The 22,294-nt window shown below is 33.9% G+C and carries 22 protein-coding genes; 6 read left to right on the top strand and 16 right to left on the bottom strand.

Annotation, left to right across the window (positions count from 1 at the left end; translation table 11 throughout):
• Positions 1-46: 46 nt before the first annotated feature.
• From C1X07_RS07955 to C1X07_RS08015, 13 genes are all read right to left on the bottom strand, one after another.
• Positions 47-673, bottom strand: coding sequence for a Crp/Fnr family transcriptional regulator (locus C1X07_RS07955; protein WP_103069442.1), 627 nt, complete (start codon positions 671-673; stop codon positions 47-49).
• The gene (locus C1X07_RS07960) at positions 670-1,449 is read right to left on the bottom strand and encodes a patatin-like phospholipase family protein (protein ID WP_103069443.1); all 780 of its coding nucleotides are present in this window, start codon (positions 1,447-1,449) and stop codon (positions 670-672) included. The genes C1X07_RS07955 and C1X07_RS07960 overlap by 4 nt, the downstream gene beginning before the upstream one ends.
• 13 nt (positions 1,450-1,462) lie before the next feature.
• Entirely contained in the window at positions 1,463-2,884 is a 1,422-nt protein-coding gene (cls, locus tag C1X07_RS07965; RefSeq protein WP_103069444.1) for a cardiolipin synthase, read from the bottom strand.
• 25 nt (positions 2,885-2,909) lie between these two features.
• Positions 2,910-3,746 (bottom strand): universal stress protein, encoded by an 837-nt coding sequence (locus C1X07_RS07970; protein ID WP_103069445.1) that lies wholly within the window; start codon positions 3,744-3,746, stop codon positions 2,910-2,912.
• A gap of 91 nt (positions 3,747-3,837) precedes the next feature.
• Positions 3,838-4,881, bottom strand: coding sequence for a GTP 3',8-cyclase MoaA (moaA, locus tag C1X07_RS07975; protein WP_103069446.1), 1,044 nt, complete (start codon positions 4,879-4,881; stop codon positions 3,838-3,840).
• The gene (moaCB, locus tag C1X07_RS07980) at positions 4,874-5,785 is read right to left on the bottom strand and encodes a bifunctional molybdenum cofactor biosynthesis protein MoaC/MoaB (protein WP_103069447.1); all 912 of its coding nucleotides are present in this window, start codon (positions 5,783-5,785) and stop codon (positions 4,874-4,876) included. Before moaCB ends, moaA begins: the two co-directional genes overlap by 8 nt.
• Positions 5,786-5,860: 75 nt before the next feature.
• Positions 5,861-6,304, bottom strand: a complete 444-nt coding sequence (locus tag C1X07_RS07985; RefSeq protein WP_103069448.1) for a molybdenum cofactor biosynthesis protein MoaE — start codon at positions 6,302-6,304, stop codon at positions 5,861-5,863.
• 10 nt (positions 6,305-6,314) lie between these two features.
• Entirely contained in the window at positions 6,315-7,415 is a 1,101-nt protein-coding gene (gene moeB / locus C1X07_RS07990; RefSeq protein ID WP_103069449.1) for a molybdopterin-synthase adenylyltransferase MoeB, read from the bottom strand.
• A 23-nt stretch (positions 7,416-7,438) separates the two neighbouring features.
• Positions 7,439-7,675, bottom strand: a complete 237-nt coding sequence (locus tag C1X07_RS07995; protein WP_103069450.1) for a MoaD/ThiS family protein — start codon at positions 7,673-7,675, stop codon at positions 7,439-7,441.
• Positions 7,659-8,243: a molybdenum cofactor guanylyltransferase gene (mobA, locus tag C1X07_RS08000; RefSeq protein ID WP_103069451.1), complete on the bottom strand. Its 585-nt coding sequence runs from the start codon at positions 8,241-8,243 to the stop codon at positions 7,659-7,661. Before mobA ends, C1X07_RS07995 begins: the two co-directional genes overlap by 17 nt.
• A 25-nt stretch (positions 8,244-8,268) precedes the next feature.
• Positions 8,269-8,604 carry a winged helix-turn-helix domain-containing protein gene (locus C1X07_RS08005; protein ID WP_103069452.1) on the bottom strand — a complete coding sequence of 112 codons (336 nt, stop codon included), beginning with the start codon at positions 8,602-8,604 and terminating at the stop codon, positions 8,269-8,271.
• A gap of 122 nt (positions 8,605-8,726) precedes the next feature.
• Positions 8,727-9,902 (bottom strand): molybdopterin molybdotransferase MoeA, encoded by a 1,176-nt coding sequence (locus C1X07_RS08010; protein WP_103069453.1) that lies wholly within the window; start codon positions 9,900-9,902, stop codon positions 8,727-8,729.
• Between the two features lie 227 nt (positions 9,903-10,129).
• A complete protein-coding gene (locus C1X07_RS08015; RefSeq protein ID WP_103069454.1) occupies positions 10,130-10,684 on the bottom strand; it encodes a hypothetical protein in 555 nt (184 codons plus the stop codon).
• Positions 10,685-11,023: 339 nt separating this feature from the next.
• On the opposite strand from C1X07_RS08015, the gene C1X07_RS24980 reads away from it, so the two are divergent.
• The 3 genes from C1X07_RS24980 (at position 11,024) to C1X07_RS08025 (ending at position 13,905) form a co-directional block, all read left to right on the top strand.
• The gene (locus C1X07_RS24980; RefSeq protein ID WP_164914118.1) at positions 11,024-11,185 is read left to right on the top strand and encodes a hypothetical protein; all 162 of its coding nucleotides are present in this window, start codon (positions 11,024-11,026) and stop codon (positions 11,183-11,185) included.
• A 169-nt stretch (positions 11,186-11,354) separates the two neighbouring features.
• Positions 11,355-13,220, top strand: a complete 1,866-nt coding sequence (locus C1X07_RS08020; RefSeq protein ID WP_103069455.1) for a tetratricopeptide repeat-containing sensor histidine kinase — start codon at positions 11,355-11,357, stop codon at positions 13,218-13,220.
• A 16-nt stretch (positions 13,221-13,236) separates the two neighbouring features.
• Entirely contained in the window at positions 13,237-13,905 is a 669-nt protein-coding gene (locus C1X07_RS08025; RefSeq protein WP_103069456.1) for a response regulator, read from the top strand.
• Positions 13,906-14,668: 763 nt separating this feature from the next.
• Here C1X07_RS08025 and C1X07_RS08030 read toward each other — a convergent pair.
• Genes C1X07_RS08030 through C1X07_RS08040 form a run of 3 tightly spaced genes read right to left on the bottom strand, consistent with a single transcriptional unit; the run spans position 14,669 to position 18,691 of the window.
• Positions 14,669-17,227: a TonB-dependent receptor plug domain-containing protein gene (locus tag C1X07_RS08030; RefSeq protein ID WP_103069457.1), complete on the bottom strand. Its 2,559-nt coding sequence runs from the start codon at positions 17,225-17,227 to the stop codon at positions 14,669-14,671.
• Positions 17,228-18,136 carry a FecR family protein gene (locus C1X07_RS08035; protein ID WP_103069458.1) on the bottom strand — a complete coding sequence of 303 codons (909 nt, stop codon included), beginning with the start codon at positions 18,134-18,136 and terminating at the stop codon, positions 17,228-17,230.
• 12 nt (positions 18,137-18,148) lie between these two features.
• Positions 18,149-18,691, bottom strand: a complete 543-nt coding sequence (locus tag C1X07_RS08040; RefSeq protein WP_317046076.1) for an RNA polymerase sigma factor — start codon at positions 18,689-18,691, stop codon at positions 18,149-18,151.
• A 289-nt stretch (positions 18,692-18,980) separates the two neighbouring features.
• On the opposite strand from C1X07_RS08040, the gene C1X07_RS08045 reads away from it, so the two are divergent.
• From C1X07_RS08045 to C1X07_RS08055, 3 genes are all read left to right on the top strand, one after another.
• Positions 18,981-20,006, top strand: coding sequence for a zinc-binding metallopeptidase (locus C1X07_RS08045; RefSeq protein WP_103069460.1), 1,026 nt, complete (start codon positions 18,981-18,983; stop codon positions 20,004-20,006).
• Between the two features lie 95 nt (positions 20,007-20,101).
• Positions 20,102-20,527 carry a DUF6438 domain-containing protein gene (locus C1X07_RS08050; protein ID WP_128755220.1) on the top strand — a complete coding sequence of 142 codons (426 nt, stop codon included), beginning with the start codon at positions 20,102-20,104 and terminating at the stop codon, positions 20,525-20,527.
• Between the two features lie 801 nt (positions 20,528-21,328).
• Positions 21,329-22,126 carry a glycerophosphodiester phosphodiesterase family protein gene (locus C1X07_RS08055; protein ID WP_103069462.1) on the top strand — a complete coding sequence of 266 codons (798 nt, stop codon included), beginning with the start codon at positions 21,329-21,331 and terminating at the stop codon, positions 22,124-22,126.
• Positions 22,127-22,294 lie beyond the last annotated feature (168 nt).

The raw sequence follows: 22,294 nt of genomic DNA on the forward strand, positions 1-22,294 counted from the left end.
GAGAGAAGAGGTCTTACAGTAACATTTGTTACATTGGAACTATAAATTATAGTACTTCAAGGTTGTTTCTGTTGAGCTTTACAATACCATCTTTTTCAAGCTTTTTTAGTAATCTCGAGATAACTACCCTAGAGGTATGAAGATCATATGCTATTTGTTGATGGGTAGTATTGATTGTTTTTGATTGATTGATTTTGGTTTTTTCTTTAAGGTATTTTAATAGTCTGGTATCCATTTTCAGAAAGGCAATACTGTCTATCGTTTCGATCGTCTCTATTAATCGCTTATGATAACTGTCAAAAACAAAATTCCTCCAAGATTTATATTTTGTGGTCCATTCTTCCATTTTTTCAACTGGTATCATGACTAATTTGGTATCTGTTTCTGCAATGGCTTTAATTTCACTCGTATGATGCCCCAGGCAGCAAGAAAGGGTCATTGCGCAGGTATCTCCGCGTTCCAAAAAGTATAATAATAATTCATCTCCCTCGGTATCACCTCTCAGAACTTTAATGGCTCCACTAATGATCAAAGGCATGAATTTGATATAACTCCCTGGTTTAATGAGTTCAAAACCTTCAGGTACTTCTTTAAAAGTACCTATTCTGTTTATTTCCTGTAGGAGCTCCTCTTCAAAAAGGTTACCGTAATTGCTTTTTATTTCTTCAATCATTCTTCTAGATTTTTTAGAAATAATTCTAATTGTAATTTTGCTTCGTCGTATCCCAGATCATACACTTTATCCTGATTGCTAGTATTGAAAATACCGTGATTAGCCAGGTTTTTTGGTTGGATTATAATATCACATTGATTAAATTTAACTTCAGCATTTGGCATGGCTCTTAAGTAGTATGCACGTTGCATTACATTGTATGAGTGCTTAAAATCTGTAATCTTAGGTTTCTTGATTGGAGATACATCGACACCAATGATAACATCACAATAGTTTTTTAGTGGTAAAACAGGGAAATTGTCCAAAATACCTCCGTCTGCATATAAACTTTCACCGACCATAACGGGAGTAAAAACACCAGGAAACGCTGCAGAAGCCAGCAAGGGTCTAGTCAATTCTCCGCTCTTAAATACTTTTGCTTTTCCTTCTATTAGGTCAGTAGCAGTAACAAATAGTTTTTTTTGTAATGTCTCAAAAGAGTTTTCAGGAAAGTATGTCAATAGATCGCTTTGAAATTTTTCAGAATCCAAAAAACCTGGTTTTTTACGAGAAAATCGATTAAAATTAAATAAAGGGGTTTTTTTGAAAAAATCTTTCATTTCATTAGGAGAATACCCCCCAGCATATAGTGCGCCAACAATAGCGCCTGCGCTAGTACCAGAAACAAAATTGGGGGTTACTCCTGCTTCTTCCAAAGCCTGTGTAACACCAATATGGGCAACACCTTTAAATCCTCCTCCTGAAAGAACCAATCCTATGTTTTTTGAAATTTTCATACTAGTAGTGAATTTATAAAACCGGGCTAAAGATTTTTGCAAAACCTTCTTTTAATTTTTCGCTCCAAGGGCGTTGTATAAAAGTATTAAAATCTAATGATTTACTGTTTTCAGAATCTCTTAAAAATTCATCTCTAAGTTCTAAAGCAAAACTATCATCATAAATAACTGCATTTACTTCATAGTTTTGTTCAAAACTTCTAACATCGAGATTTGTTGTTCCTACAGATGATATTGTATTGTCGGCTACTATAGTCTTACTATGTATAAAACCCTCAGGAAACAGATGTATTTTTACTCCTGCGTGTAGTAGTTCTTCAAAATACGAACGAATACACCATTTTACAATAACATTATCAGATTTTTCTGAAAGTAATATCCGTACATCGACCCCGCTCATTGATGTAATTTTTAGTGCGTCGAGAATTGATTCTCCAGGAATGATGTAAGGGTTGGTGATATAGACATATTCTTTGGCTTCAGTGATGATAGAAAAATACATCTGTTGAGTTGCTGAAAAATCAGAATCAGGACCACTATGCACAATCTGAACCGTAGATCCTTTTAACTTTGGATATGAATAGAAATATGATGTGTCTAATATATCATCATTAGCACTTACCATATACCAATCCATAGCAAAAATGCTTTGAAGACTATGTACTACAGGTCCTTTGAGTTGTAAATGAATATCATGCCATACTCCAAGGTTAACATCTCCTTTTACGTATTTATCAGATACGTTAATACCTCCAGTAAAAGCAATTTTGCCATCTACAACTATTATTTTGCGATGATTCCTATAGTTTATTGATGATAAAAACTTGCCAAATCTTATCGGGAGAAATTTATGGACTTCTACTCCGATGTATTCAAGTTTTCGAATATATTTTTTGCTTAGAGATATACTGCCAATACCATCATAAAGAACCCGTATTTTTACTCCGTTTTTTATTTTTTCCTGAAAGAGATTATAGAGATTAGCTGTTAATTCACCTTCTTCAAAAATGTAATATTCCAGATGAATAAAGTGCTCTGCGTTTTTTAAAGCTTCAAAAATTGCTTGAAAAGTAGCCTCGCCATTCTTAAGTAATTTTACTTCGTTTCCTGTACAAGGTGCAAAATAAGAGTTTCTGGTAATTAGAGAAACCATCTTATGATGTTCTGCGTATTCTTCTTTTGTTATAGGAGAATAGAGGTTTAACGCTTTTTTTATGTATGAGGTTACTTTTGGTGTGTGTTTGAGTTTAAAAAGTTTGTTTTTTCTTCGGTTTCTGCCTAACATCAGGTACAAAAAGATTCCACCAATAGGGATAGTAAAAATGGTAAATAACCAAGCTAATGTTTTGGTAGGGCGCATCCCATTTAAAAGTAACCTGATGACAATAAAGCCTCCAACTAGGATATAGAGTACTATAGCTATAGATAATAACATTAACGATTCAGATTTAATCGGTACGTCAGCTATGCATGATTAGTAAAGGAACTCTTGTTCCATAACTTATTTTTGAGGTTTCAGAACCTTTAAAAAAGCGTTCTAAAAAAGTTTCCCTTTGAATAAACATGGCTGTCATATCTACATCCATGATTTGAACAAAGCTGTTAATCGCTATTGCCGTCGGTACATTAATAATTGAATGAAATGTATGATTTATTTCTTTAAAAAAGCTCTTCATGTGTTTTTTATCATCAAATTCAGCCATAGTAATCGTCTCGTCTTCTTTGATTTTAAGGATTCGAAGGGAGGATTTGTATTTTAGAACGGTATCCATTAGTGGTTCGATACCTTTGGTATTAAAATGATCCCAATAATCAATCGTATATAGAATTGTTTTAGGAACAGAAAAAGTAGCTCCTTGTGGTATAGCAATCACCGGGCAATTAATTTTGCGAATAACATTAAGAGTATTACTGCCAAAGATAACTTCTGATGCTCCTGTAGCACCGTTTGTTCCCATAATGATGATATCAATATTTTTGGATTTTACAGTTTGCATAATTGCATCTGTAAAAATATCATAATCTGTGATGGTGTGAAATGTATAATTTTCTTCTGTGCATCTATCTTTTAGCTCTAGAGCAATTTGATTAAGTTTCTTTTTGGCATCGCTAATCACTGATTGATGAATAGAGGTATTGGCAGGAGCAGACATTAGCTCATCAGTTGTATATCTGGATGCTTTTTGTACATTTAGGATATAAAAAGTACAGGGCTCATTTTTAAAAAAATCCAGTGCATAATGCATCGCATTTCTGGAATTGTCAGAAAAATCAGTAGGGAGCAGTATATTTTTCATAGGTATATTATTTATACCTTTAAAAGTAAGTGAGATACGATCAAATAACTATGATATTGGTCATGGTATATAGTCTACTACAGAGGCAGTTTTAACCACCAATGGCAATCATACTTCTATTGTTAGAGTGCGCACTGGGTTGACCAAACTTATCTAGCGTATCCATTCCGTTACGAATTTTTAATTTGGATTGCACTGTTTTTTGAATAATGGGAGTTATTGATTTGCCTGCTCTTAACGGAGTTAGGAGATCAGATTCTTTTGAGGAAAATAAGCAATTTTTTATCTGTCCATTGGCAGTAAGGCGTATTCTGTTACAGCCATCACAAAAAGGATTGGTAACAGAGCTTATAACGGCAAAATTGCCTTGATATCCTTTTATTTGATAACTTTTGGTAGTATCATTGGGAGCATCTTCGAGCTTTACAATATCTTCTTTTTTATAGGATGAACGCACTTTTGATAAAATTTCTTCCAAAGAAACCAATTTATCCATATTCCATCGGTTTCCATCAAAGGGCATAAATTCTATAAATCTAACTTGTATGGGGAGTTTTTTGCTTAAGTTAATAAAATCGATAATTTCGTCATCATTAAAGCCTTTCATCAAAACACAATTTACCTTTACAAAAAAACCTTCATTAACTAATAAGATGATGTTTTGATACACTTTTTCAAAATAAGATCGTCGGGTAATCTCTTTATTTTTATGAGAGTGTAAAGAATCAAGACTAATATTAAGGGTTTTGATTCCGCACTTTTTAAAATGATCTATAAATCTATCTACGATAACACCATTTGTTGTTAGTGTTAATTGTACTGGCAGCGAGGCAAGTTTTTCGAGGATAAGAGCGGCATCTTTACGTACTAGAGGTTCTCCACCAGTGAGGCGAATTTTTGTAACTCCCATTTGCACAAATTTTTTGGCAATGGTGTAAATCTCTTCATAAGTCATAATGTGCTCCTTGGGGGAAAGTTGTATGCCTTCTGCTGGCATACAATAGGTGCATCGCAGGTTACATCGCTCAGTAAGTGAAATACGAAGATAGTTATGCTTTCTGCCAAAGGTGTCTGTAAGAGGAGAACCTTCTTCGAATTTCTTAGCGGCATGCGACCTGAAGCTTAATTTAGTCATGTCTTGCTCCTTTTAAAATTCTAAATACATGCAATACTTCAGGGAAAATAGACTCCATAGACTCTTTAGCCCCGTTAGTAGATCCAGGAAGCGCTAATACCAGTGTGTTTTTGATTGTGCCTGCTACACTTCTAGAAAGCATAGAATATGGCATGCGGTCTTGCCCATATTTTCGTATTGCTTCTTCAATTCCAGGGATATTCCTATCCAGTATCGGGCGTAATGCATCCGGGGTTACATCCCGTTTGGATAAGCCCGTGCCTCCGGTATAGATGATAAGATCAGCCCCTTGTTGTTGATATTCTTTGGCTTTTTTCTGTATGATTTCTGCCTCATCGGGGATAATGATATAATCCATAATGGCTACATCAGAGCTCTCTAGTTTGGATGCAATAGCTTTACCTGCTTTATCTTCTTTCTTTCCTTCAGAAATAGAATCAGAACATACAATGACCGCTGCTTTAAGATCTCTTCTGAATTTATCTTGATAATCTGATTTTCCTCCTTTTTTCTTAAGCAGTTTAATATGATGAATTTCGACTCCTTTATCGATAGGTTTAAGCATGTCATACATGTTTAGTGCAACCACGCTTGCTCCATGCATGGCTTCTACTTCGACACCTGTTTTGTAAATAGTTTTTATGGTTACCAAAACTGTAATTTCGAGACCATCGACAGTATATTCAATTCCTGTATATTCTATCGGTAGAGGATGACAATCAGGAAGCAGATCAGGGGTTTTTTTTACACCAAGTAGACCAGCTGCTTTGCTCATAGCAAAGACATCCCCCTTTGGTACCGTACCTTTTTCTATAGCTTTGATAGTTTCGGGTTTACTAACTTTTACTATTGCCTGAGCAGTAGCAATTCTTAATGTAGATGTTTTATGCGTGATGTCAACCATATTGTAAGTCTCTATTTTTTAGTACCAGTATCTCTTTATTATTCTATTGCTTTATTCAAGAATTCTTTAATGAAATCAACTATTTTGTTTCCATTGATGAGTTTGGTCTTCGAAAATCTCTTTTCCAAAAACGGGAACATCTGCTTTGATGGCTTCAACGACAAATTCGAGAGCTTCAAAAACTACTTTTCTTCTGGGAGATGATACAAAAACAAAAAGGCATATCTCTCCAGCTTGTACAGTACCTAAACTATGATAAATATGCATACAAGTAAGGTCATATTTTTCGAAAGTAGCTTCTCGTATTTCATAGAATTTTTGATTTGCCATTTCTTCATAAGCAGAATAATCTATAGCAGTAACCGTTTTGCCATCAATCTGATCGGCACGTACCTGTCCTAGAAAAATATTATGTGCTCCGATACTTGTTTTTGTTTGATGTTTGGCGATAGATGTGCCGATAAATTCTGATGAGATAGCACCTTGTACAAATACATTTTTGGGTTTCTTTTTTTCCATATTATTTTTTTTAACCAGTTAAATTGGATTCTGATATTGTATTGTAAAGAGCAATAGCTCCTCCTTTTATATGAGATACATCTTTAAAGCCGTTCTGAAACAGAATTTCGACAGCCTTTTTACTTCTTATACCAGATTGGCAAAAAACTATTGTTTTCTTTTCTTTAGAGATAGTAATTAGTTTTTGCTCCAAAGATCCTAATGGGATATAAATAGGATCTAAATAATCTATTTTTGGTTGTTCATGAGTTTCACGAACATCGATAAATTGTGCATTTTCTATCGTAGTGGCATCATTTGCGGTAATTTCCATGATTTGACTCACGCCGCAAAATAGATCATAGTCAATTGTCTCAAAACTATTGGCAGATGCCTGTACTTTTGATATTTCAGACTCTACACGGTTAATTGTAAAAGTCGATGATTGCGTGGATAGGCAATCATACATAAATAATTTTCCGGCAAGAACATCGCCTAGACCTAAAATGATTTTTAAAACCTCATTGGCTTGCATACTACCTATAATGCCTGGAAGTACTCCCAAAACACCTATTTCTGCACAAGAAGGAACACTACCTGCTTTTGGTGGTTCGGGGAAAAGGCATCTATAGGTAGGTCCGTTTTGATAGTTAAAAACTGATACTTGCCCTTCAAATTTAAAAATAGCTCCATAAACCAAAGGTTTATTTGCAATAATACAGGCGTCATTAATCAAGTATCGGGTAGAGAAATTATCAGTTCCGTCTACGATTATATCATACTCAGAGAAAAGAGAAACTGCGTTTTTTGGAGTTAGTTTTTCTGGATATGCGGTTATAGTTATCTCTGGATTAAGGTCTGTAAGGCGTTGTTTTGCTGCCAGAGCCTTATTTATTCCCAAAGATGTTGTGCCGTATAGAATTTGCCGATGCAGATTAGAGATATCTACGGTATCATAATCAACAATACCGATTGTGCCAATTCCTGCAGCGGCTAGATATTGCAATATAGGGCAACCTAATCCTCCGGCTCCAATAACCAATATTTTGGAAGCATCTAGTTTCTCCTGACCGGCAGAGCCTATTTCTGGCAGAATAACTTGTCTGTGATATCTAGAATTAAAAGAATTCATTATCTATATTTTGATGATTTAGATTACCCTCCTGCAAATGGTGGCAACAAAGCTACTTCTACTTCTGAGTTAATAATATGACTTTGATCAACTAATTGTTGATTAATAGCAACTTTAAAATCTGTACCCTTTAGTTTTGGGTATTGATTTTTTAATTTCTCTACTAATTGAGAAACAGAACAGGCATCTGTTTGCAGCTGTTCTTCGCTAATTGTGGTAGCTTCTGCCAGCATACCAAAATATTTAATGTTCAATTGCATTTGTAATTGCTTTTAGATCTTCGATAGTATTTATATTGGCTACCAAAGCATATTCTTTTTTTAAAAGTGAGATCGTTTTTGTTTGTAATGCCGAAACTAGTTTACGCAAGCGCCTTTCTTCAAGAAGAAGTAATTCGAGGCACTTGTGCGAGCATCGTTTTTTATATAAAGCAGTTAACGGAATAGTTTTTCCTTCTGCTTCAAACTGAACAATATCGTTGTCTTCTTTTTTATAATGTAATAGCTTTTCTAAGAGTGTAGTGGTTAGTAGAGGGGCATCGCAACTTACAACTAGATTGTTTTCTGTTTTAGAATGAGTTAATCCTGCATGCAACCCTGCTACTGGTCCAGAATCGGGTATAATATCCTCAACTCTTTTAATACCAAAAACATCATAGTCTGTGTTACTGCTAACGATAATGATTTGATTAACCAGAGGCTGTAGGGCTTCGATACTATATTGAATAAAAGGCTTGTTATTAAGTAATAGCAGACCTTTCTCCTTGCCCATTCTCGAACTTTTGCCCCCTGCAAGGATAATTCCTGTTATGTCTTTTTCTTTATTCATAGGGGTATTATTCGATATTTTATAACTATAAAGAGATTCGTTTCAGTTCTTTGTCCAGAAACTCCCAGCATTTTTGGTTGATAGTGTCAAAAGTTTGGATTACTTTTTCTCCATAGACGGTTAGGTTTGCACCGCCACCGCCTTTGCCGCCTGTAGTAGTAACAACCAATGGTTCTTTGGTAGCTTTATTCATACTATCCAATAGATTCCATGCTTTTTTATAAGACATTTCTAAAGAACTTGCAGCTTTACTTAATGAGCCGGTCTGTGCAATGGCTTTTAATAATTTTACTCTTCCCTCTCCCAAAAACATCCCATGCTCAGACTCTATCCAGATTCTACTTTTTATCTTATAATCCATGTTATATTGTATAAAAGCGTTATACCTTCAAAGATACAACGATTTTTGTAGATATATTTTTCTTTATCAGAATTTTAATAAAATAATACGGAATAGATAGTCTATTGATATTTTTTACGCATTTATGGCAAATTAATGATCTGTACGGTATCACCAATGGCAACTTCTGTAACTTCTTCAGGTAGGTAAACCATTGCATTAGCTAATGCAAAAGATCTAAGCATAGAAGAAGCCTGCCCATCAAGGATAGTTACTTTGCCGTCTTTTAGAGATGCTTTTAAGAACTCTGCTCTTTGTCCTTTTTTTACGTAATTAGCTGTAGAAGTAGCTGAACCTCGCTTTAAATAGTGATCTCGAAGTCCTGATATTTTGAGCAGTGTAGGAAGTACATAGATGTAAAAACAACTAAGGGCAGAAGCAGGATTACCTGGTAAAGCGAATATGGTTGTTCTTTGTTTTTTTGCAAAGTAGAGAGGTTTTCCCGGTTTTTGTTTCACTTTATAAAAAACTTCTTCAACATCCAATACATTTAGAGCTTTGCCTACAAAATCGTAATCTCCTACAGATATTCCACCAGAGATAAGTACTAGATCATAGTTGTTGATGGTATTTTCGATAAGAGAAAGTGTAACATCATATTCATCTTCTACTTTAAAAAATGATATGTCATCAAATCCCTTTTGTGCAAGTGCTGCCGAGAGCATTATAGAGTTGCTCTCATAGATTTGTCCGTGTTTTAGCACTTGTCCCGGGGGGACTAATTCATTTCCTGTAGCAATAATAGCGATAGATGGTTTTTGATATACATCGACATGTGTTATCCCCAGTGATGCCAGATACCCAATCCCTGCGGCAGTAATAGCGGTGCCTTCTGATAGGGCGATATCTTTTTCTTTTATTTGCTCTCCAAGAGGGCGAATATTAGCGCTTACAGCTACTGGCTCTTGCAGTATCACTTGGCTATTTTGTATGGCTACTTTTTCTTGCATCACTACCGCCTTTGCACCAGCTGGAGCAGGGGCACCTGTAAAAATCCTTATAGCTTCTCCTTGCCCGATTTTTGGATCGGTATCATCACCTGCCTTTACTTCGCCAATAAGATTATATGTTTTCTCATCTATGGACCCAAGCGCATACCCGTCCATTGCAGATTGCCTGAAAGGTGGCATATTGATAGGAGATAAAATATCTTTTGCAAGTACATATCCCAGTGCTTCTGAAATAAGTATCGTAATAATAACATCTGTTTTATTGATATTGCTATTCGTTAATTCGAGAGCTTTTTCTACAGTGACCATAAGATGATTTTGTTGTGTATGCAAAGATACTTCGAATTTTGATATGTGTTGCAACGTATTGTATAGTAGATCAAATAAAAAGACCTCGTAGGTATAAAACCTATGAGGTCTAATTTATACTTTACAGTGGGGTTGTCTGAAAAGGGAAAGAAGTATTGTCTGATTGAGCTATTATTTGCGTTTTCCAATTACATTTCGACAAGCTCGGTTTGACAATTTGGGGGATATCATAAAGATACAATTGTAGTAATCCTGAGAGTTGGGTTGATTTGAGAGATAATAGTAATACTCTTATCCGTTTTTTCGATCACCTTGGTCTCAGGGATAATGTCTACCACTTGGTTTTTATTTTTGAGGTAGTAAGCATTTTCTTTTTTTTGAACTGATTTGAGGGCTGCTTTTTCATGTTTAGGTTCTTTATCCGCTTTTAAATAAATAGATAATGGTCGTTGTTTGAAGTCAATTAACCATGCAATCAACTCTAAGTTTGCCGGAGTAGTTGATTTTGTTTCTCCTGTTAAGAAGTTGATAATGGGTTTAAACTTATCACCATTAATTCGATCGATCGCATACGATTTGTTTTCACCTTCTTCGAATTGAAAAAAACGATTTAGGATACTCTCATCATATTTTTCTTTTCTTCGGTTTAACAGCCATAGGCAAGCTTCTTTGATCTGTTTGCGGGTAGGTGCGAGAAGGTAGCTACTCATCTCTCCGCCTTTTTCACTGTTGTACTTTTCGAGAATCTCGTTCATGTAGGTCACACTTGTTTTTGTTTTCATAGGTATTCGGGTTATTAGGAATTTTTAGGATTTCTAAGGAATCTTTGGAATCCTTGGAATTGTTTATACGTGTAGACTTGGGGTCTCTATATATTCGCATCAACAACTAATCCCAGTTTCATTTTGCTAACATAGTAAATGTATGGATTTAGTTCTTACGGGAATCCGTAATTCGATGGTTAAAGCTCAAATGGAAAGCGGCTAAACATCATCGAACTGGATTCTGACTTTCCGAAAAAACAAAAGGAGTACTCCTTTATTAATTGATTGCCACTCCCAAATCCCTGGTCAAAATCAGGCGGCAATCCCCCATGTTAAACCTTATAAAAATTTAAAATTATGAAAGCGATATTTTATATACTAATAGCCCTACTTATGACCGCAAGCATTACTTCATGTACCGCCGAAAACATTAATGATGATACTAATATATCTGCAGAGCAATTTGCAACTGATGGAGACAACGGAAGTGTTGATCCTGCAGATCCTAGTGAAGGTTAAATTAAAAAGTTAGTTGATAGGGTGTATATAGTATGATGATTATACTATATGCACCCATTTTATTTAGTATTTTAGAAGAATGAAACTTTGGCGTGTCATTTCCTCTTTTTATCTCATAGTACTATCTTTTATTTTATGTAGTACTATAACCGGTTTTAGCCAATCGAGAATGAAAAATGTATTGTCTTCTAGTGAATTAGATGATCTTTTGGAATATTATGAATTAAGCAAAGCAGATTCTTTGAGTAGTCAAGAACGATTACAATATCTTAATTCTTTTATAGAAGGAGCATTATCTTCAAATCAAGATTCATTAATTTATAAAGGGTTGATGAGAAAGACATGGTTGCTAAGTAAAATTAAACAATATGATAACGCTATTAAATATTCTCATCAGTTGTATGATTTGGCTAAGAAAAATAAAGATACTCTCTATATTGGTTATGCTTTGACCAAATTAGGGAGATATCATAAAAATAATAATGAACTAATCGAAGCTTTTAAGTATTTTAATGAATCTTTTAAAATTAATAGAGCTGTTAAGGATAGTTTGAAAGCGGGACAAAACTTACTCTATTTGGCTAACATTCAAACCTTTTTAGGTGACTATTCTGGTAGTAAGACCACAGCGATCGATGGAGTTAAATATTTAGAAAATGGATCTGATTTAAGAACTCTTGCAGGACTATATCATCGTATTTCTGTCGCTAATTTGGAACAAAAAAGCTATCCCGAAGCTTTGAAATATAATACTCGAACTATTGGATTGGCTAAGGACAGCACATCTATTCGAGCTATTGGAGTTAACAATATTTTGATATTTAAAAACACCAAAGCTTTGATATTAGCAAGACAAGGGAATTATCAGCAAGCAATAAATTTATTGAAGACATTATCTTCAGATTCTATTTTACAACAAGATAAAAGAGAATATACCAGAGTACTTAATAATCTTGGATATATTCAATGGCTAGAGAATAACGAAAATAAAGAATCTGAAGAGTTATTACTCACCGCATTAAAAATCCGAGAAGACTTAAAGGATATTCAGGGCTTAATTTCGAGCAATTATTCTCTCGCGAAATATTACTTTGACAAAAATAAAGTAAAATCCCTATCCCATGCGGAAGCCGAATACTATAATGCGAAACAACGACGTAGTTTAAGGGCAATATTAGAAGCCTTGGGACTTATATTTGAGCTAAGAGAGGCGACTAGCGAAGAAGCTAAAGAGTTTAAACAAATCCACAATGAATTAAGAGAGATTAACCAAAGCAACCGGGAGATCTATGCCGTAACTCGCTATGAAAATGATAAACTCTCTAATGAAAATTTGATCCTTAAGGCAGAGACCGCCAGAAAGGAGCGACAAAGAGTAATCTATTTGTTTACAACACTATTTCTTATTCTGGGAGGGGGAGTGGTTTTTTATATGTTTAGACAACAATATAAACGAGAAAAAATACGCGAAGTCTATAATGCCGAGGCACGTATTTCTAAAAAACTACATGATGAACTGGCCAATGATGTATACCAGCTAATGACCCAGATGCAAAATGATCAAAGTGATCCCGAGGTATTAGATAAGTTAGAAGAGATTTATCATAGCACTCGAGATATATCCAGAGAGTATAATAGTTTTAGAACCGGTAAAGAGTATGTCACAGAGCTTAGTGGTATGTTAAGCAGCTATAGCTCTAATGGCACCAAAATTATTATAAAAGATATTGAAGAGATAAATTGGCATGCCATAACTCCTGAAAAAAAGATCATTGTTCACCGATCTTTACAGGAATTAATGGTAAATATGAAAAAACATAGCCAGGCCGCAATAGTCGCAATCACCTTTAAGAAAACGCCCAAAGGTATAGTAATTACGTATGCAGACACGGGTATTGGCGTATCAGCAGAAGAAATAATATATAGTAATGGACTTCGAAATACGGAAAACCGTATAAAAACAATTGGAGGATCATTTATCTTTGATTCAGAGAAAGGAAAGGGCTTTAAAGCCAAGATAAATTTTCCTACTTAATTATAATAGAGAGCTTATGTTTAAGAAAGTACTAGTTTCAGAAGACCTTGGTAGTATCAGCCATGGTATCGCTCATATTCTTCGTGAAAGAACTGGGATTGATGAGATACAACAAGCACAATATTGTGATGATGCCTTTTTAAAATTTAGAAGGGCAAATAGCGATCAAGCTCCTTTTGATCTATTGATTACAGATCTTTCGTTTAAAGAAAGTCACAGAGAACGAAAATTGGTCTCAGGCATTCAACTTGTTGAAGCTATAAGATCAATACAGCCTAACATTAAAGTTATTATATATTCTATGGAAGACAGACCCGCTAAAATCAAATCTTTTTTTGCCGAACAGGGTATAGATGGGTACGTATGTAAAGGACGCTATGGATTAAATGAATTGGTAAAATCTGTTACCGAGGTATTTAATAATCTTAGATACGTATCGCCCCAGTTAGAGAGTGCAATGAACAAAAACAACGTATTCGAACTACAAGACTATGATATTTTGTTGCTAAAACATTTATCAGATGGTCTCACCCAAGAACAAATTGGGGATTATTTTAAGAAGAATCATATTTCTCCTAATAGTACAAGCTCTATAGAAAAGAGACTGAACAAATTGAAATATAATTTTAAAGCCAAAAATGCAATTCACCTCGTTGCTATGACCAAAGATCTTGGATTGTTGTAATTGGGCACCGGTAGACAGGTATCTGGTGTTAGAAGTTAGAACCTTCTGGATCTGGAGTTGGTTTTGACACTTCTCGATTATAGTAAAAACGTTTTTTACAAATGAGTGTATAAAAAATTAAGAGTCAGGAGATTGAATTGTTGCACTATTAGATTCACATTTTTTTAACGCTATTATTGCCAAAACCCAGATGTAATTTTCGTTTATTAGCTTTAACTTTGATGAGTCTTATGAGCTACTAGGATTAGTTATAACCTGTAGCGAAAATCTTTTAAAAGCATAAGTTACTTAGTCTTCATAAAACTAAAATCAATCGTAAATTTATGATGTAGCTTCGTTATAAAACAGAAACAACCCCGCAATTGTAAAACTTTGGCGAGCCAACAAAAGCAGGGTCTGAATAACGATTGATTTAATAAACCAACCATTATAAGGATATGTACTATGATTTAGTTTGGTATTTTCCTACAAGCACAAGATAGTAAGAAGCTTTTAAATAATTACGGTTTCCCGTAAAATATTTACTGCTTTTTTTATCCTTTTCCTCTTTAATTACTTTTAGGCACAAAATAGAAAGCTGTAAAATCAAGCAGTTGAAGTTTGGATATAGGTTTTGATATTAGAAAATCAAGCCTTAAAGCTAGTGCTATTTGTTATAAAACGTGATGTTTAGTTAAAAAATACTGTACCTTTTTTACCTCTAAGTACAATTTTAGGTAGAGGGTAGATATCTCATCGTTTTATAAGAAAACAATTAAGTTACTTAAAAACTAAGTCTAAAAGTAAGATTAGGAGTGATCCCCAGAGATGATTTGTTAACTTCTCTTAATTCGTAGGAGATATTATTATCAGCATCGGTTAGCTGATAGAGGGGGTAACTTCGGTTTAGGATATTTTTTTGTGCGTATAGATTCAATAATGAGAAGCCCATACGGCTTTTAAATTTGTCATTTTTTGCAGACCAGTTAAAATCGTACACTACAGAAAAATCTAGTCTGTGGTAGTCAGGAAGATTCTTAGAGTTTACTATATCATATTGAATAAATGCCTGATTGTTTTCTACAGTAAAGCCTAATGCAGGAGTGTATGGAGTTCCTGTACGGTATTTCCATCCAAGAGAAAATTGAAATTTTTTCCATTGATAGGCATGTGACCAGGAAAGAGAATGAGCAATGTTATTATTCCCTTTAAAGGATTTACCTTGATTAAGTGTGTCAAATACAAATTCGGTATCAGAAAAAGAATACCCTAACCATGTAGAATATTTTCCTGATTTCTTTTTGATTAAAAGGTCGATTCCTTTGGATACACTTTCTCCTTCAGATAGCAGACCCAACGCAGACTCGAATCCTCTGGTTAATGAAGTCAATCCTTTTAAATGCTTATAATAAGTGTCTAGCTCAATATTCCAGTTATTTTTATGAAATAAACCTCCCAATGTATATTGATGACTTCTTAATAGGGGTACTTCTCCCTCTTGTGCTATGGTCCATATTTGATTTTCGAGACCAAAGTTAAAGGTGGCAAATTCTATAACCTGACTGATAGATTGATTTTTGACCTCTGCAGATCCTTTGACCCTAAAGCGTTTTCCTAGTTTTCGTTCTACATAAAATCGAGGCTCAATAAATGTAGATTGTAATCCAGAGTAACAACTACCTCTTGCTCCTATGCTGATAAGCCATGTTTTGGGGGCACTGTATTGCAATTGAGAATAAAAACTATGAGTAGCATTATCCTGATCATTTTGGACAACAAAATCATTTTCTCGTATAAAAAAGTCGACTTTATTATTATATAACTGGTATCCGTTAGAGAATGTAAAAAGAGAATTGATAGCCCAGTCAGAATGAAATAACAGACCATACTCTTCGATAGTGTTTTCCTTTACTATGGTTTGATCTTGATTGATAAAGAGATTTCTTCCGTTATAATCTAGAGTATATTCAGAGTATGATGCTTGGGTTTCTGTAGAGAATTGAGGATTCCACTTGCTTTTCCAGGAGATATTTGTTCCAAAATTTTTGATTGCCAACTCATCACTGGATGTATCATCAAATTCAATATCCTCGTAAGAGTAATCGAGCTTGTTTTGAGTAAAAAGATTAGAGATAGAAATATTATCCTTTTCAGAGATGTTGGCGATTAATTTTAAGGAGGCATCGGCAAAATAGAATAGTTCTTTGCTTTCAGAAAACTGGGGGTCAAAAGTAGATCTGTTATCCGTAATACTGGTGTTCTGGAAAGCACGATCAGAATAGGTATTGATTGTTGGGGTTTCGATAATATCTGTTATAGACCTTCTTGTAGATAACAAAACAGCAAGTTTTTTTGATAGAGGTAGTTTTAGGTATCCATCTGCATGAGTCATATTAATTCCTAAGCCACCATGAGTTTTGTCAGGAATTTTCTGATCTGTTTTGATGTCAATAACTCCCGAAACACGATCTCCATATATAGGTCGGGTGCCACTCTTGTAAATAGTAATATCTTGGGTAATGTAAGGATTGAAAGCAGAAATAAGCCCAAAGAAGTGATCCGAATTATACATTTTAATACCGTCCCATAAAATTAGATTTTGATCAGGAGTCCCTCCTCGTATATATATTCCAGAAGCAGTCTCAAGAGGACTTTCTATACCGGGCAATAGCTGTATGTTTTGCAAGATATCTGGCTCTGATAAACCCGAAATTATATTTAGGTTATTCGGTTGGATTTTTATAGAGCCATCTCGGGTTTTTACAATCCCAGAGGTTAGATATTCTTTGATGATCACTTCGTGTAGCATAAATCCTTCAGGGGATAATGCATAGGTGTTACATTCTTTAGGAGCTATGTCTTTTGCGCGAAACATGAGGGTTTTATAGCCCAGATAAGATATAGAGAGCGTGTCTGAAGGTTGGTTGTTTTTTAATGTAAAAAAACCTTTTTTATCAGATACAACTCCAGTGTTTTGTGCTTCGTTCAGTATAGTGGCACCTTCTATAGGGGTGTTTTTTTCATTGGTTAAATACCCGCAAAAGGTAATTAGTGGATTAAGTTTTACAACGTAATAGCGATGATCAATTTGATTAAAAAGTATAGGGTGTTGCTTAGATATTATTGCTATAATTTCTTTTAGAGAGACAGAGTTCTGTTCTATGGAGATCACTATATCAGAAAAGGAAGAGGTATTATACGAGAATTTTACATCAAAAAGAGCTTCTACCTCGGTTAGAAAGTCATCTAATGAGAGATCAGTATAGGATACGTCTTTCTTTTTTTCTTGTGCATGAATGTGTAGTGAAAAAAGAAAAACAAACAATAAGAATAGGTGTTTCATTTATTCTTCAGACAATTCTATAGTATCATTGTTTGTAAAAATAAACTTAATATTCATGGCGTCAAAAATAGTCTGTAAGGCATTTTGCAAATTATTGTGTGCAAACCCTCCTGTATATCGTTGGGCAAGGTCAATATTTCGAGATTTGATAGTGATTTTGTATTGTTTTTCCAAAGCAGAGATTACTTGTTGTAATGGAGTATTAGTAAAACTACTCTCTCCTATAGTCCATGAGGGAACGGAATCATTTAGTTTCCATTCTTCAAATGATGATTTGATACTTCTTACTGCTTGCCCTCGGGTAATAATTCGTGAAGAAGTACTGTTTTCTACCTTAACCTTACCTTCATAACAGATCACCTCAAAAAAACCAGCGCTAGCATTAACATTAAATTGAGTGCCTAATACAGAAACCGAATTTTTATCTGATTTCACAGTAAATGTATTTCCTTTTTTAACTTTAAAAAAAGCTTCCCCTTCTAAAAAGACAGTCCTTTCTGTTTGTTCCCAGTTTCCTTTTTTATAATAAAGCTTGGATTTGGCATTTAGAATAGCTTCAGAGCCATCGGGTAGCGTAACAGCTAACTGCTCTCCAAAACCTGATTGGTGAGTGATATTTTGATTAAAAAAGAAAGTATATCCCAGTATTAACGCTATACTTGCCACAGCAGCATATGCCCATCGGGGAATAAGCGGTATTACTTTCTTTTCTTTTGAAACATCTTCTTTTATACGGTCAAAAAGTTGTTCTCTATCTACTGTAGGTACATCCAATAATTTTGTTCCTTCCAGAATGGTTTCATACAAAGTATAATCCTTAGACTTCTTAAAAGCATTGATTTCTTTTTCGGATAATTCACCGCTAGCCCATTTGGCTAAAAAATCATCTGTGTTATCTGGTTTTTCCATCTTAATACTTGGTTAGACGACTTGACCTAATTTTTCTCTTAACTCTACTAATGCCAAATGCATTCTTCGTTCTACTGCTTTTTGCGTTAAGCCAATAATCTCTGCAATCTCTTTATATGTCTTTTTGTCTTTTCTGCTTAATAAAAATACTTCTCGTTGTTTTGGAGGAAGTTCAGAAATACTACGTTGCAATCGTATCATAAACTCTTTTTCTTCCATTAAAAACTCTGGACTATAGTCGTACTGTATAGAAGAAAAACTCTGTTGATTGTATTTTAAGATTACTTTTTTGTGTTTTGCTTCATTAAAAAAAGCATTTTGAGCTACTTTCATCAAAAAAGATTTAGCTTTTTCAAAAAGCACTTTTTTACAATTTTTCCAAAGCTTTACAAACGCATCTTGTGTTATATCTTCTGCTTGTGTCATGTCTCCGCATTTATAATAAATAAAATTTAGAATCACCTCAGAATGATTATCAAAAATCATCTTAAAAGTTTTTTCATCACATACAGACTTTTGTTTTTCAGGCATCTTAGAAATACTTAGCTTTTTCAAAACTAAGATATTTAAAGAAAAAGTATAGAAAGATGTTATTTTTTCTTTCTATGCCGTGGTTGAGTATTACTATCATTACTTATCAGGCATTCTTTTTTTCCTATGATCTGTAGTTGTGCTATTCCTATCTATTATAACAACACCACAAGTTGCATTTACCCTATTTTCTTAATTATAATACTTGAAGAATTTTGATGAGATTGAAAAAAGTGAATAAAAAAATAGGGTGCATTACCAGTTTGTTGTTGTGTAAGAAAGGACGTTTAATTTTTTTTAAAACTGATAAAATATGAAGAGCCTAAAAAGATGGAATTACATAATCATCATTTTCTTAAGTGTTATTACAATTTCTATACAATCCTGTAGTAAAGATGATGATGCTGTAGCGCCTCAGGAAAATACTGATGTAAATGCTGATAATGATGCCGATGGCAGCACAGGAGGAGATACCGGAGGGGATACTAGTGGTGATAATGATAGTGGGAATGAGGACGAAGAATTAAAAATGATAACCCTTTATAAAGTTGATGGCGAGAAAATAATAAAAGAAAAAGATTATGATGTAACAGGAAGAGCGTTGGAATTTCAAAAAGACACTAAAAAACACGAAGAGATATGGGAATTGGTAAAAAAGATTGTTCCGTTGGTGTATAGATTAAAAATGAATGAGTTTGTAATCTATTCTGCCCAGGAAAGTGGTGTTGCAGGATATGTTGTAGAACGAACAAAAGATCTTTCGCAATGGCAAATGGGGATAGCAATTGATTATGCCTATTATGGAGGGTTTAATGTAGATGGAGAACTGGCATATACTATTGTACATGAGTTTGGGCATATTATTACTCTGGATAAAGTACAGGTTGATTCTTCTGTAGAACCAGCTGATTGCAAAACCTATTTTACTGGAGAAGGGTGCTCTAGAGAGAGTTCTAATATCAATAACATATATCAAAATCATTGGGCAGATGTTTGGCCAGAATTTGAAGAAATAAAAGACGAAAAAGGAAGGCAAAAATTCTATAATAGTTATAAAGAGCGTTTTGTTACCCAATATGCATCTACTAATCCAGGAGAAGACATAGCAGAAGTCTTTGCTACGTTTGTTACACGGGCATCTGGTGTAAATGGAGATAGTGGCGCAGAAAAAAAGATCCAGATCATGTATAATGATAGTGAAATGGTAAAGCTGCGAGATTATATCAGAGGGAATATTGCAAAAAGTAGCAGAAGCTTCTTGCCGGCTCCAGGATCATGGAAAAATGCGAATACTTTTGGTAATAAAAAGAAATCACATTGTAGCCTCCGTAAGCACTAAAAAGAAAGCCAGACGAGTGGCTTGATAAATCAGACCACTCATGTTTATAAAATAATAAATATAAGTAGATGAAATATATGATAATACTATTGGTAATGATAAATTTTTCATGCCAATCCACCAAAGGTACTTCCGAGATTACTACAAAAACCGAACCTCTGGTGTTTTACTCCAAGGGACCTTGTCGAGGCAAATGTTCGGTTTATGATTTAAGAATATATAAGGATGGTTCAATTTCATATTTTGGAATTGATCATGTTATTGTCAAAGGAGATCTACAAAGTAAACTGGAAGATCAAGAGCTCAAAGAATTAAAAGCGATGCTAAAAAGAGGCGAACACAAGAACCCAAACTTTAAAAGGGTTTTGGATTGGTCGGTTACTACATTAAGGATTAATGGAGAAGAATATCGATATTATCCTTCCACGGTCAGTGGTTTTGTAAAAGAACTTGATGTTAAATTAAGAAAAATTGTTCATAGAATAATACACAATCCTAATGTTCAGAGTGAAGAAGGTTAGTTATGATATGGCTAACCTAGTATTATAAGAATAGAAAAACTAAGGGATAATACATAATGTGATTTGATTTTATAAAAGGTTTGCCCTTATTCTCTATTTTTCTTGAGTCTGGTAAGCTATTAGCTTATCAGACTTTTTTAGTTTACGAGCTATACAATATTATCTATTGTTATGTTCGGTAATTTAAAGATGTAGGCTCAAAAAAAACGTGTTAAATAATTATCAAGGATTAATGATCAGTAAATAGATAATTATCATTGATGACATCCGTATTTTAAAAAGATTTAGCCGTAAATGCCTCATTATCTGATGTTATATTTTTGATATTTTTGAAATAGAAAACAAAGAAATTCAGTTTTTCTAAAAAAAAATTGTTATACTTGTACTAATAAAATCATAATTATTTCGAAAAAGTCTACCCTCAAAGAAATAATTTATTCAAATTAGGGTTTTCCCCTCCCTTAAATATGTTTTGTAAAAGATATCTCATGTGACTGAGAGAAGCATAGCCATGCCTTAAACGAAAAAACAGTAAGAAAGTTAATACTTATATATTTTCTATAGCATAGTATTTAATGTTAAACAAAGTAACTTGAATACTATACAAAAGCAACTCCATACTAGAATGTAAGTATAATCATTTATTAGAATTTGTACAATCCTACCCCCTCCCCAGAAAATAATACCCGGCAAAATAGAATGTATCATATCCTAAAAGTAAAGCAAAACTAATATAGGATAAGTATTAGTACTCCTTAGAAGTAGATATGACTTTTAATTTTTTGTTATAAAATAAACTTTATGGAAGTGATTTGCTATAGTTGTGGAGGAGGAGAAAAACCAGAAAATACTATTGAAGCAATACAGCATTGCCAAAATGTAAATCCGGATTGGAGAATAGAAATGGATTTACAAATGAGTAGAGATGGAGAGGTAGTTTTGTTTCATGATACGGATACAAAAACAAAAACAGGAGTTAAGCATTGTATAGCTGACCTGAACTTAAGTGAGATAAAACAATTAAACTGTGGTTATAATTTTAAGTTAAAAAATGAATATCCATATAGAAAGAACGCTGTAAAAATCCCAACTCTGAAAGAAGTATGTGACTTTTTTCCAAATGCCAAATTACTACTTGATATACATACCAAAAAAAGGGAAGCGATAGATGAAATTGTAAGTATCATCGAACAGAGAAATATGCAAAGTAATATTGTGGTGGTTAGTCACTATGATAATGTTCTGTTAAGGTTTAAGAAAAAAAGACCTAACTGGAAATATGGTGCTGCTACCATGGAGACAGCAAAGATGGTATATAGTAGTTTTCTGTTCTTAGATAGGTTTTTTCCTGTTCGATCAGACATTTTGATAGTACCTGTTAAGTTCGGAATCATGAAACTTTTAACGTCTAGGGTAAGTAATCATGTAAGTAAAAGAAATAAAGAACTTTGGGTGTGGTTGGAGCTATGGATTTGGTTAAAAAAGGGAAAACAAATATCCACCATCAAATCAAGACAAGAATTAAATAAATTGAAGAAAAAAAAAGTTGATGGGATATTCACTGAATACCCTGAGAGGCTAAACAAAGAACTTACTTAACTTATATAAACAAAAAAACAAAGGGATAAACCTTTCATTTATAACCTAAAACACAAAATACTTTTTGAGAAACAGATGAGTTTTTTGAAACCGAAGATTTTGGTTTCATTGCCTTTAATGTTTTCGATCTTGTAAGGGGCTTTAAGTAAGAATTAGAGAAACAAATAA

This window comes from Aquimarina sediminis (genome assembly GCF_002895435.1).
Taxonomy (GTDB): Bacteria; Bacteroidota; Bacteroidia; order Flavobacteriales; family Flavobacteriaceae; genus Aquimarina; species Aquimarina sediminis.